The 16488-nt window shown below is 62.9% G+C and carries 12 protein-coding genes; 8 read left to right on the top strand and 4 right to left on the bottom strand.

Annotation, left to right across the window (positions count from 1 at the left end; all coding sequences use genetic code 11):
• The first annotated feature begins 16 nt into the window (after positions 1–16).
• A complete protein-coding gene (locus H5P28_RS03960) occupies positions 17–1501 on the top strand; it encodes a sigma-54 interaction domain-containing protein (protein ID WP_185674413.1) in 1485 nt (494 codons plus the stop codon).
• Positions 1502–1523: 22 nt separating this feature from the next.
• Positions 1524–1970: a hypothetical protein gene (locus H5P28_RS03955; RefSeq protein WP_185674412.1), complete on the top strand. Its 447-nt coding sequence runs from the start codon at positions 1524–1526 to the stop codon at positions 1968–1970.
• A 155-nt stretch (positions 1971–2125) separates the two neighbouring features.
• On the opposite strand, the gene H5P28_RS03950 is transcribed toward H5P28_RS03955, so the two are convergent.
• Complete coding sequence (locus tag H5P28_RS03950) at positions 2126–2572, bottom strand: META domain-containing protein (protein WP_185674411.1); 447 nt, start codon at positions 2570–2572, stop codon at positions 2126–2128.
• A 144-nt stretch (positions 2573–2716) separates the two neighbouring features.
• On the opposite strand from H5P28_RS03950, the gene mutL reads away from it, so the two are divergent.
• From mutL to pyrC, 4 genes are all read left to right on the top strand, one after another.
• Positions 2717–5023, top strand: coding sequence for a DNA mismatch repair endonuclease MutL (gene mutL, locus H5P28_RS03945; RefSeq protein ID WP_185674410.1), 2307 nt, complete (start codon positions 2717–2719; stop codon positions 5021–5023).
• Positions 5024–5167: 144 nt separating this feature from the next.
• The gene (locus tag H5P28_RS03940; RefSeq protein WP_185674409.1) at positions 5168–7699 is read left to right on the top strand and encodes a glycogen/starch/alpha-glucan phosphorylase; all 2532 of its coding nucleotides are present in this window, start codon (positions 5168–5170) and stop codon (positions 7697–7699) included.
• A 20-nt stretch (positions 7700–7719) separates the two neighbouring features.
• A complete protein-coding gene (locus H5P28_RS03935) occupies positions 7720–8535 on the top strand; it encodes a hypothetical protein (protein WP_185674408.1) in 816 nt (271 codons plus the stop codon).
• Between the two features lie 304 nt (positions 8536–8839).
• Positions 8840–9853, top strand: a complete 1014-nt coding sequence (gene pyrC, locus H5P28_RS03930; protein ID WP_246455746.1) for a dihydroorotase — start codon at positions 8840–8842, stop codon at positions 9851–9853.
• 289 nt (positions 9854–10142) lie between these two features.
• On the opposite strand, the gene glgB is transcribed toward pyrC, so the two are convergent.
• A complete protein-coding gene (gene glgB / locus H5P28_RS03925; protein ID WP_185674407.1) occupies positions 10143–12359 on the bottom strand; it encodes a 1,4-alpha-glucan branching protein GlgB in 2217 nt (738 codons plus the stop codon).
• Positions 12360–12386: 27 nt separating this feature from the next.
• Between glgB and H5P28_RS03920 the strand changes: the two genes are divergently transcribed.
• Positions 12387–13202, top strand: a complete 816-nt coding sequence (locus H5P28_RS03920; RefSeq protein ID WP_185674406.1) for a zinc ribbon domain-containing protein — start codon at positions 12387–12389, stop codon at positions 13200–13202.
• A gap of 143 nt (positions 13203–13345) precedes the next feature.
• Positions 13346–13984: a cysteine hydrolase family protein gene (locus tag H5P28_RS03915; RefSeq protein WP_185674405.1), complete on the top strand. Its 639-nt coding sequence runs from the start codon at positions 13346–13348 to the stop codon at positions 13982–13984.
• 115 nt (positions 13985–14099) lie between these two features.
• On the opposite strand, the gene H5P28_RS03910 is transcribed toward H5P28_RS03915, so the two are convergent.
• Both H5P28_RS03910 and H5P28_RS03905 read right to left on the bottom strand, forming a co-directional pair.
• Positions 14100–14990, bottom strand: a complete 891-nt coding sequence (locus H5P28_RS03910) for a hypothetical protein (RefSeq protein WP_185674404.1) — start codon at positions 14988–14990, stop codon at positions 14100–14102.
• A 246-nt stretch (positions 14991–15236) separates the two neighbouring features.
• On the bottom strand, positions 15237–16448 hold the full coding sequence (locus H5P28_RS03905) for a DUF1015 domain-containing protein (protein ID WP_185674403.1): 1212 nt from the start codon (positions 16446–16448) through the stop codon (positions 15237–15239).
• Between the last annotated feature and the right edge of the window lie 40 nt (positions 16449–16488).

Below are 16488 nucleotides of genomic sequence, written 5' to 3'. Positions count from 1 at the left end.
TGGTGGAGCTTAAGTTATGAAAGTCTGTCTGCTCACGCATGAGAAGAACCCGCCCATCCTCAAGCGGCTGCATATGCTCGGCCACAGCGTGCGGGCGGAAAGCCTTGAGCGGGTGCAGACGCTCGACCCGAACTCGACGGACCTGGTTTACCTGATCCCCTGGTCGGTTTCCGAGGACGAGGCCTGGAGCGAGCAGCGGGTCATCCTCGCCCGGGCCAGCCGTTACTATCTGGTTTACGGGCGCGGGATGGACACACTCAGTGTGATGAACGCCGCCCGCGACGGTGCCTACGACGTGCTGGACGAAAACGACTCCGACAGCCGCTGGAACGACGCCATTGAGGCCGCCGCCAAGTCGCAGGCGCTCTGGTGGCAGCTCTACGGCGGGCTGGGCCAGAGTCAGGCCGAAAAGCTCCAGGGTGACTCCAGTGCCATGCGCGCGCTGCGCGAGTCGATCCAGCGTATCGGGCCGACTGACGCCAGTGTGCTGGTGACGGGGGAGTCAGGCACGGGTAAGGAACTGGTGGCCGAGTGTCTGCACGATGCCTCCGGCAAGAGCCCTTTCGTCGCAGTCAACTGCGCGGCCATCCCCCCGGACTTGATGGAGAGCGAGCTTTTCGGGGTGCAGAAAGGAGCCTTTACCGGGGCCGCCGCAGACAAGCTCGGATTGGTCGAGGAAGCTTCCGGCGGGACGCTCTTTCTGGATGAAATCGGGGAGATGGACATCTCGCTCCAACCGAAGCTGTTACGATTTCTGGAGACTCGGCAGGCGCGCCGCGTGGGCAGCACCAAGGAATATCGCTGCAACGTGCGCGTCATCTCCGCCACCAACCGCGATCTGCGGGCCGACGCCGAGGCCGGGCGTTTCCGGCTCGATTTGTATTACCGTATTTCCGAGATCATCCTCAACACGCCCCCACTGCGCCACCACTCCGGCGATATCCCGGAGCTGGCGCGTTCGCTGCTCGATGCCGCCGCCATCCGCCTGGGCAAAAATTTTGAGACCATCGAGCCGGAGCTGATCTACCGCTTCCAGCTCTACGACTGGCCGGGCAATGTCCGTGAACTCAAGCAGGTCATCGACCGGCTTGCCATCCACTACACGGGCCCGGTCATGCGGGCCGCCTGGTGGGAGCCGCCGGAAAAAACCGATCCGCACACCACCGTGTTGCCGGGCGGTTTCAAGCGGCAGAACACACCCGCTCCCTTTTCCGGTGGCAGCCGCTCGCCCTTCGGGCCGCAGTCCGGCGGCCCGTCCCGGCGTGGGTCGGGCGCTCCTTTTGCCGGGAGTGGGATGGGCTACGGAGTTCCGGCGGCCTACGCCAGCGCCGGTGCGGACCATCTGCCGCTGCGGCGCACCCCCATGCCCAACAAGCGCGAACGCTACTCCATCGCGAAGGAACTGCTGGAACAGTCCGGGGGCGATCTGGCCTGGACCGCCGCCCAGCTCGGCATCCACCCGACCACCCTCTACCGCTGGCGCAAGTCCGGTAAAGTTTGAGGAAAGGAAATACGCCAATACTATGAAACCTCGTAGAATTAAGATAGCTGTTAATCCACAATCAGCTCTTCCTATATACTTACATAGCAACGGGGATGTCGTTTGTGGTGTATATCGATACAAGCCAACCAAGTTGAGACGTTGTTTTCGTGGTATCTTTGATTCAATTATAGGGCAAATCGAATACGCTGAGGGAACTGGTGAGGTGGATGTATCGGGTTTTTCGGAATGGGATGCGATGAGTATATATGATGAGTTTATTGGAAAAACATGGGAATCATCTTTGTCTGCAGAAAAATTAGAAGAACTAGCAATGCAAACATCAGTGGTCAGGATATTAAAACAGATTCGTGATCCCTTTTGGAAGGCCGTGTATCGGCGGTGGTCGAGAGAGCGTAGGCACTATGGCATAACCGATCCCCGTTTCCCGAAGGAAAACTGGGAGGTGTTTTTGGATCGAGGTGCATAAAACATCTTTTGCCTGATGTTTAGGCACAAAAAAACAGCCCGCCGGTGAGGGCGGGCTGTTTGGTGGGAATTAAATCTTTTCCAAGGCGAAGGCAGCAGGGCTCTTTGTGAGCTTCGTGTCTCCTTCGTGCCCTTCGTGGCCGTATTTTTCTCCCCTTACATCTCGTTGCTCGGGATGGCAGTGGGGGAGGGCTTGCCGTAGGTCATGGTGGGATCGACGGGGGTCATCACGATGACGTCCTTGCCGTCCTTGACCACGACGAGCACGTCGTCCGAACGCGAGGTGAGCTTGGCACCGTCGAGGGCCTTGAGGAGCTGGTCTTCGAGCTGCATCAGCTCGGGCGGACCGGCCATGCGGGTGGAGATGCCCATGCCGATGTCGCCGGTTTGCGGATCGACGGGGCAGTTCCAGTTGTTGATCGGGCCTTTGCCCACGAGGCTTTCGCCGGTGTAGGTCACCTTGATCGGCTGCTCGGTTTCGACTTCGACGCCGTTGACCTCGGCCACGATGTAGGCCCCGGCGACAGGGATCGGCGTGTGCGAGCAGGCGGCGAAAACAAAAAGCGAAACGACGGAAAGCAATGCGAAGACGGATTTTTTCATACCCGCGAGCAAAGGCTGCACCGGGTGCGTTGGCAAGCCGTTAAGCGTGAAGTAGGACGATCGTTTTTGATTGGGGCGGGGATGTTGCCGGGGCGGTATTAAAAGCGGTTGCACCGGGGCGAGGATGGGTTACGGTGGCCCTCCTTGAGCGAGGAAAATGACCAGTCCCCCGGGGCCGAAGCAGTATTCGAGCGGCCCAGCATCCGCGTTCTGCCCGACCGTGTGATCAACCAGATCGCGGCCGGGGAGGTGGTGGAGCGTCCGGCGGCGGTGGTGAAGGAACTACTGGAAAACGCCCTCGACGCACGTGCCGACCGGATCGAGATCGAGTTCCGGGGCGGAGGCAAGAGCCTGATCCGCGTCGAGGACAACGGCATCGGGATGCCTCCGGACGAGGCCCTGATCGCGCTCGAACGCCACGCCACCAGCAAGCTGCGCGATGCCGCCGACCTGGCCAAAGTCCTCAGCCTGGGCTTTCGCGGGGAGGCGCTGCCGAGCATTGCCAGTGTCAGCCGATTTACCCTGCGCACCCGCGCCCGCGGCTGGGAGCACGGGACGGAGATCTTTGTCAACGGCGGGCGCATGGTCCACCAGCGCGAATGCGGGATGCCGACGGGCACCCGGATCGAGGTGGCCAACCTCTTTAACAGTGTGCCCGCGCGACGGAAGTTTTTAAAGAGCGACGCCACCGAATCAGCCCACATCACGCACCTGGTACGGCTGCACGCGGTGGCGCGGCCGGGGGTATCGTTTTCGCTGATCGAGAACGGGCGCAGCGTGTTTTCCTCTCCCAAATGCCCCGACATGCGCGAGCGGGTGGCTGAGATCTGGGGCCGCGAATTGGCCGACGAACTGGTCGAACTGGAACCGGCCGAGGGCGAAAACGGCCTGCGCCTGACCGGCCTGGTGGGCAAACCGGGGGCGGGACGAGCCACGCGGCGGCAGATGATCGCGCTGGTCAATGGCCGTCCGGTGGATAGCCGCACGCTCAACTACGCGCTGATCGAGGGCTACCACTCGTTTATCCCCAAGGGGCGCTACCCGCTGGCCTTCCTCTTTCTGGAAATCGACCCGGCGGTGATCGACGTGAACATCCATCCGGCCAAGCGCGAGATCAAGTTCCGCGACGAGGGCCGGGTCCGGCAATTTGTCCTGCAGGCGGTCGTACGGCAGCTTCAGGCGCTGGCCGCCCGTGCGCGGCACCCGATCCTGCAAGGCGGACGCGAGGACTTTGAAATCGACGTGCTCCCCCGCCGTGAGCGTTCGCACCCGGTGGTGGGACGGCCTGGGCGGGACGAGGAGGCGAAGCCGGGTCACGCCGGGGCTGACTCCCGGGTTGGAAAGGCGCCTGCCTCCCGGCCCGCCGAGGGGCAAGGCGAATCCGGGGCCGCCGCCTCGGAGCCCGCACCGCGCCCGGTCCCGTCCCCGGCGCTCAAGCCCGGAGCCTACCCGCGCACGCGGCCCGGCCCGGTCTCGGAGCAATTTCGCGAAAAGTATCTCAAACCCGATCCTAACGCCGCCCCCGGTGCGGATGCGACGGCGACCGATCCCGGTAAAAAACCTTCCGCCGGCGACGAGCGGGCAGGAGAGGAAGGTATTTCGGACCAAAGCGTCGCCCCGGCAGGCGCAGAACCACCCAGTGCCGAACCAGCTACCTCCGACGAGAGCAAAGGCGGGCCGGAAAAGCCCGCTGCATCCGCTCTCGCAGGCAGCCCGGTCCCCGCAGACGACCCGACGCTGATTGACACCCCGGCTTCGGCGCAAGCTCCGGCGCGGGCACCCGTGACGGGTGAGGAGTTGCCGGTTGTCACCTGGACCCCGGCTCAGCCCGGTTCGCGGGCCGTCTCCGGCGGCGAAGCCAGCGAGCCGGAATTTCGTTTCCAGTGGCGATGTCTGGGGCTTCTGCGTGAGGGGTATGCGCTGTTTGAGACGCCGTCCGGGCTGGTCGTGATGGACCGCCGGGCCGCCCACGAACGGGTCTGGTTCGAGCGCTTGCAGGCGCGTTTTTCAGAAAACGAACAGCCCAGCCAGCGTCTGCTCTTTCCGGTCGGGCTGGAGTTGGAGCCGCTGGCCAGTGCCGCGCTGGAAGAGAATCTGCCCGCCTTGCAGGCGCATGGTTTCGGGATCGAGCCGTTCGGGAAGAACTTTTTCCGCCTGGAGTCGCACCCGGACTGGCTCCCCGAGGCCGAGACGGAGACTTTTGTGCGCGACCTGATCGAGCGGCTGCGCGAGGGTTCGCTTGACCTGAGCCGCCCCGCTGTGGCGGACGAGGCGCTGGCCCGTCTGGCCGTGCGCCGGGCGATTCGCCCCGCCGATGGAGGAGGTTGCGAAGAAATGACCGAGCTGGCCCGCGCCTTGCTACAGTGTCAGCAGCCTCTGAATTGCCCGCGCGGGCGGCCTACTTATTTTGAGCTGTCCAACCGCGAGCTGGCCCGGCGTTTCGGGCGCTGAGGCAGTTTTCACGTTCTTTTAACCGTTAGATAACTCCCGCCTTTCCGGGCTTCGAGGTTGAGAATAATTGACCTTGGGCTTTGGATATGGGATTTCCACTCTGTCATTCCCTGAGTCATTCTTTAACCTCCACACATACTGACTATGCCTTCGAGTTCCAAAGCCATCAAAAAGACCGCCAAGAAAGCCGCCACCGCTCCGGCCAGGAAGAAGGCCTTCAATTTCAACATCGACGCTGATGTCGAAGGGCTGAAAACCTCGATCCAGAACCACCTGACCTACTCCATGGCTCGCGACACGAGCACGGCCACGACGCGCGACTGGTGGCTGGCCCTGTGCTACTCGGTCCAGGATCGCATCCTGCACCGCTACATCAAGACTCAGGCTGTCCACAATGAAAAGGACACCCGCCGCGCCTACTACCTGTCGCTGGAGTACCTGATGGGCCGTTTGCTCTCGAATAACCTCGTCAACGCCGGGCTTTTCGACGCGGCCAAGCAGGCGCTGACCGAGCTGGGGCTGGACATGGAGGATATCCTTGAAGAAGAGCCCGACATGGGCCTGGGCAACGGCGGCCTTGGCCGCCTGGCCGCGTGTTTCCTGGATTCACTGGCCACGCTCGACCTGCCCGCCATCGGCTACGGCATCCACTACGAGTTCGGCCTCTTCCGGCAGGAGTTCATCGACGGCCATCAGGTCGAGCGCCCGGACAACTGGCTCCAGTTCGGCAACCCCTGGCAGGTCAACCGCCCCGAGTACCAGGTGAGCGTCCCCCTCTACGGGCACGTCGAGTACCACTTTGACAGCAAGGGCGACTCCTACCCGGCCTGGGTCGGTACCAAGGAACTGATTGGGCTGCCCTGGGACATCCCGATTGTCGGCTACGGCGCGCGCACGGTGAACTTCCTGCGCCTGTGGGAATCCCGCGCCTCGCAGGAGTTCGACTTCAGTGTCTTCAACGAGGGGGGCTATGTCGAGGCCGTGCGGGAGAAGGCCATTGGCGAGACCATTTCCAAGGTCCTGTACCCCAACGACAAGACCGAGAGCGGCAAGGAACTGCGCCTCGTCCAGCAGTACTTCTTCTGCGCCTGCTCGCTGCACGATATCATCCGCCGCTTCCGCAAGCAGAACCACGACAACTGGGACGCTTTCCCGGAAAAAGTCACCGTCCAGCTCAACGACACGCACCCGGCGGTCTCCGTGGCCGAGCTGATGCGCATCCTCGTCGATGTGGAAAAGCTCGAATGGGAGCGGGCCTGGGGCATTTGCCGGAAGGTCTTCGCCTACACGAATCACACCCTCCTGCCCGAAGCGCTGGAAAAGTGGTCCGTGCCGCTCTTCCAGAAGGTACTCCCGCGCCACCTGCAGATCATTTTCGAGATTAACCGCCGCTTCCTGGAGGAAGAAGTCGAGGCCCAGTGGCCCAGCGACGATGTCAAGAAGAGCATCCTCTCGATCATCGAGGAGGGCAACCCGAAGCAGATTCGCATGGCCTACCTGGCCACGGTGGGCTCGCACTCAGTCAACGGCGTGGCCGCGCTCCACACCGAACTGCTCAAGCGCGACCTCTTCCACGATTTCAACGAGCTGTGGCCGAAGAAGTTTAACAACAAGACCAACGGCATCACGCCGCGCCGCTTCCTCAAGGTTTGCAACCCCGGCCTGGCCGCGCTCATCGACCGCGAAGTCGGCCCCGAGTGGCCCTTTGACCTGGACCGCCTGCGCGGCCTGGAGAAGCTCTCCGGCGACGCCGCCTTCCAGCAGGAGTACATGGGCATCAAGCGCGCCAACAAGGAGCGCCTGGCCGAGATCATCGACATGGACTGCGGCGTCACGGTCAACCCGGACGCGATGTTCGACGTGCAGATCAAGCGCCTGCACGAGTACAAGCGCCAGCACCTTAACCTGCTGCACATCCTCACCCTTTACCGGCAGATCCTGCACTTCCCGGAGAAGACGGTCGCCCCGCGCGTGGTCATCTTCGGGGCCAAGGCCGCTCCCGGCTACGAACTGGCCAAGGACATCATCTTTACCATCAACAAGGTGGCCGAGGTGATCAACAACGACGCGCGCGTCGGGGACAAGCTCAAGGTCGTCTTCCTGCCCAACTACCGCGTTTCGCTGGCCGAGCGGATCATCCCCGCCGCCGACCTCTCGGAACAGATTTCCACCGCCGGCAAGGAAGCCTCCGGCACCGGTAACATGAAGCTCGCCCTCAACGGCGCGCTCACCATCGGCACCCTTGACGGGGCCAATGTCGAGATCAAGGAGGAGGTCGGCGACGACAACATATTCATCTTCGGCATGACGGTGGAGCAGGTGCTCGAATTGCGCGCCTCCGGCTACAATCCGTGGAACTTCTACCGCGGCGACGAGGAACTGCGCCACGTGCTCGACTGGCTCGGCTCGGACACCTTCACGCCCGGTCAGCCCTACGCGCTCGACCCGGTCCGCCGCAGCCTGCTCGACGGGGGAGACCCCTTCCTGTGCTGCGCCGATTTCCGCGCCTACATCGACTGCCAGCAGCGCGTCGGCGAGGCCTATCTGGACAAGCCGCGCTGGGCGAAGATGGCCATCCTCAACACCGCTCGCATGGGCAAGTTTTCCAGCGACCGCACCATCCGCGAGTACGCCGACGACATTTGGACTCTCAAGCCGCTGCCGGTGGGCGAATAGCCCCCGGCGGCCCGCCGCCTGTGAAAACACAAGAACTCTGCCGTTTCTACACCACCCGCGCCAAGGCGGTCAATCTGGGCGCCACCTACAAGCCGCTCGCCGGCAAGTACGTGGACGCCCTCCTGCCCGCCGAGCCCGGCGCGGTGCAGCCGCGTCTGCGCCTGAGTTGTAAGAGCGGTTTTGACCGCGAACTGATCCGGCAGGGCCATATCCGTACCTTTGAGTGGGTGCTCACCGGGCAGACGCTGGCCGACATGGCCTTTCTGCGTGAGGGGCAACTCTTGTTGCGCGAGCTGTACCCTTCGGGCTTCCAGAGCGTGGTCAACGCCGCCGGAACCTTTGCCACGCCGCAGGCGCTGCGCGGGTTCATTGAGGCGCTTGACAGTGACGACGGGCTTAACCTGATTGGGCGCAACCTGTTGTACGTGCTCGACCCCTTCCCGGCGGAGCAGGCCTTTCACCGCGACGTGGTGGCGCTTTTCGCCGAGTGGCCGAGCCGCCCGGCCATGGTTCTGACCGCCGACGGCACGCCCGCGAACTACCTGGCCAAGGTCCTCGACTGGGGCTACGCCGGGATCGTGCTCCAGGCCGCGAAGGACTTCGAGCGCGCCGTGGCCGACCGCTGCTACCTGACCGCACGCAAGGACCGCGAACCCATCGGCAAGTACACCTTCGACGGTGCGGTCCTGCCCGTGGGCGAAGGCCGCGACGCCATCCTCAACGAACTGGCCGCGCAGTCCGTCCTCGGCAACAAGTCCGTCGCCTGCGATCCCGTCTCCGCCATCCTCGAACTGATCGGCGGCGAACACCCCGCCGGCAGCGTTGCCAGGGCGTAAGCGGGTTGAGAGTCCCGTTTTTTTAACCGCAAAGACGCAAAGGGCGCAAAGCGCTGGCGCTATATCTGGAGCCGCCTTTCCCCACCTACGCTGTTTGAATACTGAGCGTTTCTTGCGCTTACAATTAAAGAGAAAGACCATCCTGTTTATTCGCCTGGGCGTACGTCATTTAAGAAGACCTACGGTTGTTCCGTTGCTATCGCCGAACAGCGCCAGCGCTTTGCGCCCTTTGCGTCTTTGCGGTTAATCCCTCTTTCCCGATTTTTGGATTTCCCATTGGCCATTGACTAATGAGCGATGAGAAATGACAAATGACCTGATGACCACGCTCACCCTTCACTCCCCCCTGGATATGCACCTGCACCTGCGGCAGGACGCGATGCTCAAAGCCGTCGCCCCACTGAGCGCGGAGACTTTTGCCGGGGCGGTCATCATGCCGAACCTCGTGCCGCCGGTGGATTCGCTGGAGCGCCTGAAGTGGTATCGGGAGGAGATCCTCGCCGCCGCCGGAAGGGAAGACTTCGCGCCGTACATGACGCTCTTTTTCCGCGCCTACACGCGCGAGGAGCTGGAGGCGGCCAAGCCCCACATTATCGGGATAAAACTCTACCCGGCGGGCATCACCACCAACAGCGAGGGCGGCGTCTCCCAGATCGACCAGGCCGAGCCGACCATGCGCCTGATGGAGGAACTGGGCATCCCGCTCATGATTCACGGCGAGAGCAACGGCTTTGTCATGGACCGCGAGGCGGAGTTTTTAACCATCTACCGCCGGCTGGCCGAGCGCTTCCCGCGCCTGAAGATCGTGATGGAGCACATCACCACGGCGGCGGCGCTGGTGCTCCTGAACGAGTTTGAAAACCTGCACGCCACCGTGACCGTGCAACACCTCATCATTACCCTGGACGACGTGGCCGGGGGCATGCTTAACCCGCACCTTTTCTGCAAGCCCATCGCCAAGCGTCCCGAGGATCGCGAAGCGCTGGCGCATGCCGCCGTCACCGCGCACCCGAAGCTCTGTCTGGGCACCGACTCGGCCCCGCACCCCCAGCACAAAAAGGAATGCTGCGGCTGCGCGGCAGGGGTATTTACCGCGCCCATCGCCCTGCAACTGCTGGCCGGGCTCTTTGACGAACACGACGCGCTGGACCGTCTCCAGGCTTTTGTCTCGGACAACGCGCGTCGCATCTATGACGTCACCCCACCCGCGAAGGCGGTTACGCTGGCGAAAAAGCCGTTCACCATCCCCGCCAGCTACGGCGAAGTCGTCCCCATGTGGGCCGGGCGTGAAATCCCCTGGAGCGTGGTCGGCGCATAAGCGGAAGTTGCGGGTTGTTCTTTGGGGAAATTAACCACAGAGGCCACAGAGTGCACAGAGCGCTGCCGCTGTTAATTGTAGCCGCCTCTCTTTACCTGCATCGATAGAGCACCAACCGTTTATCGCGGTTGTGATTCGAGAGAAGAGTAGAGCCCATCAATCAACATGCCTGGGCATGCGCTCCGTAAGCATGCGACAGTCATTTCGTGGCTACCGACCCATAGCGGCAGCGCTCTGTGCACTCTGTGGCCTCTGTGGTTAATCCTCTTTACTTCCTCTCTGACGCTGCCTACGCGGTGGGGCCTTCGTAGCGGAGGATGAAGGTGGTGTGGCCGGGCAGGTCGAGTTTGAGCGAGTGCTCGCGGCCATCCCAAGGGATGTCCTCGCTCATGAGGCCGCCGCCGAGTCCGGCACCGGTACCGCCGTAAACGTCGGCGTTGGTGTTGACCAGTTCGCGCCAGTAGCCGGGGAAGGGCACGCCGATGCGGTAGCCGGGGCGGTGGACGGGCGTGAAGTTGCCGACCACGGCGATGGTTTCCGTGGGTTCGTCGCCGAGGCGGAGGAAAGACAGGACGGAGTTTTCCGAGTCGCCGCCGTTGATCCACTGGAAGCCCTTGGGGTCGCTGTCGTAGCGGCCAAGGGCGGGGTGGTTGCGGTAGAAGTGGTTGAGGTCGCGCACAAGGCGCTGGATGCCCTCGTGGTCGATGTACTGGAGCAGGTGCCAGTCGAGGCTGCCATCGTAGCGCCACTCGGCGCTCTGCCCGAACTCGCAGCCCATGAAAAGGATGTTCTTGCCCGGCCAGCCCCACATCCACGCGTAGAGCGAGCGCAGGTCCTGGGCCTTTTTAGACATCTCAAAGCCCGCTCCCATCTTGTTGATGAGGGAGCCCTTGCCGTGGACGACCTCGTCGTGCGAGAAGACCTGCATAAAATGCTCCGAGTACTGGTAGAGCATGCCGAAGGTCATGTCGTTGTGGTGCCAGCGGCGGTAGATGGGCTCTTTTTCAAAATACTGGAGCGTGTCGTGCATCCAGCCCATGTTCCACTTGTAGTCGAAGCCCAGTCCCCAGTCGGAGGTGGGCTTGGTCACGCCACCGAAGGAGGTGGACTCCTCGGCGATCATGAGGGAGCCGGGGTAGTACTCGTGCACGAGGTCGTTGGCCTGGCGCAGGAACTCGATGGCCTCGATGTTCTCGCGGCCGCCGTACTGGTTGGGGATCCATTCGCCCTCCTGGCGCGAGTAGTCCAGGTAGAGCATGGAGGCCACTGCGTCCACGCGCAGCCCGTCGATGTGAAAGCGGTCCATCCAGGACAGGGCGCTGGCGACTAGGAAATTCCGGACCTCGTGGCGGCCGTAGTTGAAAATGAGGGTGCCCCAGTCCATGTGCTGGCCCTGCCGGGGGTCGGCGTGCTCGTAGAGGCAGGTGCCGTCGAACTCGGCCAGCGCGAAGGCGTCGCGGGGGAAGTGGGCGGGTACCCAGTCCATGATGACGCCGATCCCGGCGCGGTGCAGATGGTCCACCAGGAACATGAAGTCCTGCGGCGTGCCGTAGCGGTGGGAGGGGGCGAAAAAGCCGGTCACCTGATAACCCCATGAACCGGTGAAGGGGTGCTCGCTCAACGGCAGGAACTCCACATGCGTGAAGCCCATGTCCTTGACGTAGTCGGTCAGCTCGGTCGCCATCTCGCGGTAGGTGAGGGGGCGCACGCCGTCCTCGACCACGCGTTTCCACGAGCCGAAGTGCACTTCGTACACGCTGATCGGTTTTTCCAGGTGGTTGATCTCGCGGCGTTGCTCCATCCACTCGCCGTCTTCCCAGTCGTAGCCACCGGACTCCCAGACGATGGCGGCGTTGTGCGGCGGGGCTTCAAAGCGGACGGCGTAGGGATCGGTCTTGAGGTGGAGATAGCCGTCACCCCCGACGATTTCGTACTTGTACTTGGAACCGGCTTCGAGGCCGGGGATGAAAATTTCCCACACGCCGGAGGAGCCGAGCGTGCGCATCGGGTGGTAGCGCCCGTCCCAGTTGTTAAAATCGCCGACCACGGAAACGCGCCGGGCCGAGGGGGCCCAAACCGCGAAGCTTACCCCGTGCACGCCTTCGTAGTGCTTCACATGGGAGCCGAGCTTTTCGTAAATGCGGTGGTGGTTGCCCTGATTAAAAAGGTAAAGGTCGTCCTCGGAGAGGGTGGGCAGGAAGCAGTACGGGTCCCAGAACTGCCGGATCTCGCCGTTGTAACGCTGGGTGCGCAGGCGGTAGTTGAAGGGCTTGGTGCGCTTGGGGATGATGCCTTCGTAGAAGCCGCTCTTGTCGAGCTGGGTCAGCGGCCAGCGCTCATCGGTGTCGATATCGACGACTTCGCAGCTTTTGGCGTCCGAGAGGTAGGCCCGAGCCACAAGTCCCTGTTTTCCCTTCTGCTTGACCGGGTGAAGCCCGAGAATGTCGTGTGGATGCGAATGCCGGGCCTTCAGCAGCAGTTCAAGGTCGCTCTCAGGGATAATCATTAAACCGAAAAGTAAGCGTGCGTGATTATGATGACAAGAGCGAAGACTCTATTCTTTTGGCGCACGGTCGGGGCAAAAAAGCGTTTCGGGGCGGGTTTTACGCTTCACAGGGGCGGTGCTGGCCGCCATCGTGGCGATGTGAACGCCGACGTGCAGAAACTCCTCACCCTGCAAGAGCGGGAAACACGTAAACTCGCGCTCGAAACGCAGCTTCACCTGATCCCCCGTGAGGTGGACAAGGCCAAGGCCCGGGTGGCCGAGGAGCAGGCCGCCATCGAGGCCGACCGGCAGGCGCTCAAGCAGATCGAGGTGCGGCGGGTCGATCTGGACAAGGAGGTGCAAACCCTCGAAGCCCAGGTCATCAAGTACAAGACCCAGCAGATGGAGGTCAAAAAGAACGAGGAGTACACGGCGCTCACTCACCAGATCGAGTCGCTGGAGGCGCAGATCGGCACCTGCGAGGAGCAGGAAATCGGGTTGATGCTGACCTTTGACGAGCAGACCAAGGCCACCGCCGACTCCGAGGCCGCCCACCGCGAGCAGATCCGGCTTTTTGAAAAGGAAATCGAGCGGCTGAACAAGCAGATGGAAGCCGTGCAGGGCGAAATCGGCGAGGCCAGCGCCGCCGCCGAAGCCGCCGCCGGGGACGTTCCGGCCAAGTGGCTCGATGCCTACCGCGTCGCCCACAACCGCCATCCCCGCGCCCCCTGGGCCGTGCCCATGCGCGACCAGCATTGCGGCGGCTGCTACCTGAAGGTTTCCGGCGAAGTCGAGGGCACCGTCCTCAAGGACAAGGAGCCCGCCCACTGCGACAGTTGCGGCCGCCTGCTCTACCGGGAGTAGGGAAGCATGTGCGCGTGAGGATATTTCTGTTGCCCGGCTTTCACCCGGGGTCTGAACACTTTGCCCTATTGAGGGAACAATTCATCGGCTGGGCGATCCATGAGGCAACGCCTGTGGGCTTCATTTAACCCGCTTATCCGATTATGTCCGTCTTTACTGAACCCCGTTTCCTCTCTTCCGCGCTGGTCGTTATCGACATGCAGAACGACTTTGTCGTGCCGGGGGCGGCGGCCTGCGTAGCCGGAACGGCAGAGGTGGTGCCCGCTATTACGCGGTTGCTGGAGGTGTACCGTCGGCGGGGCCTGCCCATCGTCCATGTGGTGCGCCTGTACAAACCCGACGGCTCCAACGCCGACCTGTGCCGCCGGGTGAGCATCGCCGCCGGGGGCGGGATCGTCGAACCGGATACGGACGGGGCGGAAATTGTCGCCGCGCTCAAGCCTTCGCCCGGGGTGCGGCTCGACGCCTCTTCGCTGCTGGCCGAGGTGGCCCAGGTCATCGGGGAACACGAGTTCATCCTCTACAAGCCGCGCTGGGGCGCTTTTTACCGGACGACGCTGGAGGTCTTTCTGCGCGAGCACGGGGTGGACACGTTGGTCTTCGCCGGGTGCAACTTCCCCAACTGCCCGCGCACGAGCATCTACGAGGCCAGCGAACGCGACTTCCGCGTCGTGCTGGCGCGGGACGCCGTCTCTGGCCTCTACCCCAAGGGCGAGGAAGAGCTTGCCGCCATCGGCGTGAAACTCATGGACACGGACGAACTGGCATCTGTGCTTGCTTAAAAATATTCCGGGGTCGCGCGCCCCGGACCCGCGGTGCGTGACCGCACGGGACAATGAGAGACTTTGCCTCTGGCGTAAGCCTATTGGATGAGACGACAAAGAGCCGTCTCCCTGCTTACTCGAAGCTGTATTGCTCGGTGCGCTGCTCGGTGATGACCGACTGGATGAGAGCGGAGCCGTTTTCGCTCTCGTTGGTGGCGCTGAAATAAACATTAACGCTGGCGTCCTTTTTGAGCGGCCCGTTGTCGGTGTCGAGCGGGGCGAGGATGTCGGTCTTCAGGCTGATCTGCCCGAGGGTGACGGTTGTGCCGGCGGGGAGATTGCCCGGTTTCAGGTTGTTGGCCCACATGTGGCCCTTGATGTTGAGGCAGCGCTGGCCGTTCACTTCCTCGACAGCGACGAGGGAGCCACTGCCGTTCACATCCTCGGCTTTGACCTGGAGTTGCTCGTTGGAGAGGCTGCGGGCGGCGGCTTCGCCATCGACCAGCCACATGTTGCCCACCTTGATTGTCTTGTCGGTGGCGAAGATGTCCTCCGTGGCGGGAAGTCCGTTGTCGATCAGCAGGAGGGAGCCGAGCGTCTGCTGGCCGAAGTCGCTGATCTCTTCGCCCGGCACGGTGAAGCTGACGCCGTCAGGCTCGGTGGTGGCGGTGATGACCGTGCCTTCCGGGAACAGCGTCTGCGGGCCGGTCTGGAGGGTGTCGATATCGACTGTGAAGGTGTTGACCGTGATCTCGGCGCCGGTGGCGCGGCCCTGATCGTTGACGGCGGTGACTTTCACCGTTCCCTCAAAGACCGTTTTTGAGTTCATCTCCTGCTTATGAGCAGGGGTGCCCGGTAGGGTGAGGGAGTTGCTCACGCTGCTCTCGATATTGATGCTCAGTCCGTAGGTCTGCCCGACGTGGCGGGGGTAGCTCAGGCGGATGGGCCAGGTCTCGTCGCTCCAGGCGGAGGAAGTGAACGCGGAGGCAAGGGTGAGGAGAATCAGAGAGCAAGGGAATTTCATGCGCACAAGCTGAGTACGCCCGCGTCGGCTGGCAACGCGATAAATACAAACCCCTATTCGCGGTATTCGCCCAAGTATTACCGTTGCTTGGGGGCATCGGACATACATCGGCTAACCTGACAACCTTTGGATTAGCCGCCTTTTTGGCTCCGCAGGGGCTTGCTGGTCCAGCCGGACCCCTCTGTGTCCAGTGCGGCCACGCATCGCAGGTATTGGGGGCCGCAGCCCCCAATATTACCTACTGCCTTAGAAGGTGTGAATGAAGAGGCCGGAACGCAGCTTCGGCTCGAACCAGGTGCTTTTCGGGGGCATGATCGCGCCGGCGTCGGCAATGTCGATCAGTTGGTCCACCGTGACCGGGTAGAGCGAGAAGGCCACGCCGCCGTCGTTATCGACGAGCTTGACCAGTTCCTTCGTGCCGCGGATGCCGCCGATGAAGTCGATCTTCTCGCTCGTGCGCGGGTCGTCGATGTCGAGCAGCGGGGCGAGCACGTGGTCCTGAAGCCGGGAAACATCGAGCCGGGCGATGGGGTCGGCTTCCCCGCCGGGGAATTTGAGGCCGTACCACTTGCCGTCGAGGTACATGGAGACATCGCCGTAGGAGGCGGGCTCGGGGCTGGCGCCCTCAGTTACGGTGCAAACTTTGCCGATGGCGGCGAGCAGGGACTCGGGTGTGTGGCCGTTGAGGCTATGCACGTAGCGGTTGTAGGGGAGCACGTTGAGCTGGTTGCCGGGGAAAATCACGGCCAGGAACCAGTTATAATCCTCCTCGCCGGTGTGGGCGGGGTTGGCGTCGCGGCGTTCCTTGCCGACGCGGGCGGCACTGGCGCTGCGGTGGTGGCCGTCGGCCACGTAGGTCACAGGGACGGCCTTGAAGGCTTCGACCAGTTCGCTGCCGCCGGGGATGCGCCAGACGGTGTGGACGACGCCGTCGGGGGCGGTGAAGCTGACAAAGGGTTTTTCCGCGCTGATCCGGGCCACGGCCTCGTCGATGGCTTTCTCCTCCTTGTAGGTCAGGAAGACCGGGCCGGGGTGGGCCGAAAGCGTGCGGTTGAGCGTGGTACGGTCGTCTTCCTTGGCCTTGCGGGTCTTTTCGTGCTTCTTGATGAGGTCGTTCTCGTAGTCCTCAATGTGGAAGACGCCCACCACGCCGGTCTGGACGTGCTCGCCCATCTGCTGACGGTAAAGGTACAAGCACGGCTCGGACTCGCGGACGAGTCCGCCCTCGGCTTCGAGGCGGGTGAGCGCTGCCTTGGCCTGAGCGTAAACGTCGGGCGAGTACGGGTCGGTGCCGTCGGGCAGGTCGATCTCGGCCCGCACCACGTGCAGGAAGCTCAGCGGATTGCCCTCGGCCAACGCCCGCGCCTCGGCGGTGTTGACCACGTCGTAGGGCAGGGAGGCGATTTTCGGGGCCGACTCGGGAGTGGGCCGCAGTCCTTGGAAAGCACGAATACGCATAGGCCGTCCAAGCAAGCCGCCCGCGCCCCCCAAGGCAAGG

Source organism: Ruficoccus amylovorans (assembly GCF_014230085.1).
GTDB classification, from domain to species: domain Bacteria; phylum Verrucomicrobiota; class Verrucomicrobiia; order Opitutales; family Cerasicoccaceae; genus Ruficoccus; species Ruficoccus amylovorans.
This window is presented reverse-complemented; position numbering and strand designations above follow the sequence as displayed.

What these genes read in the sequence shown, in the direction of transcription:
- H5P28_RS03910 (WP_185674404.1), bottom strand. Translation starts at nt 14,990, where the DNA reads ATGAAATTCCCTTGCTCTCTGATTCTCCTCACCCTTGCCTCCGCGTTC.
- H5P28_RS03915 (WP_185674405.1), top strand. Translation starts at nt 13,346, where the DNA reads ATGTCCGTCTTTACTGAACCCCGTTTCCTCTCTTCCGCGCTGGTCGTT.
- glgB (WP_185674407.1), bottom strand. Translation starts at nt 12,359, where the DNA reads ATGATTATCCCTGAGAGCGACCTTGAACTGCTGCTGAAGGCCCGGCAT.
- H5P28_RS03905 (WP_185674403.1), bottom strand. Translation starts at nt 16,448, where the DNA reads ATGCGTATTCGTGCTTTCCAAGGACTGCGGCCCACTCCCGAGTCGGCC.
- H5P28_RS03960 (WP_185674413.1), top strand. Translation starts at nt 17, where the DNA reads ATGAAAGTCTGTCTGCTCACGCATGAGAAGAACCCGCCCATCCTCAAG.
- pyrC (WP_246455746.1), top strand. Translation starts at nt 8,840, where the DNA reads ATGACAAATGACCTGATGACCACGCTCACCCTTCACTCCCCCCTGGAT.
- H5P28_RS03920 (WP_185674406.1), top strand. Translation starts at nt 12,387, where the DNA reads ATGATGACAAGAGCGAAGACTCTATTCTTTTGGCGCACGGTCGGGGCA.
- H5P28_RS03950 (WP_185674411.1), bottom strand. Translation starts at nt 2,572, where the DNA reads ATGAAAAAATCCGTCTTCGCATTGCTTTCCGTCGTTTCGCTTTTTGTT.
- H5P28_RS03955 (WP_185674412.1), top strand. Translation starts at nt 1,524, where the DNA reads ATGAAACCTCGTAGAATTAAGATAGCTGTTAATCCACAATCAGCTCTT.
- H5P28_RS03940 (WP_185674409.1), top strand. Translation starts at nt 5,168, where the DNA reads ATGCCTTCGAGTTCCAAAGCCATCAAAAAGACCGCCAAGAAAGCCGCC.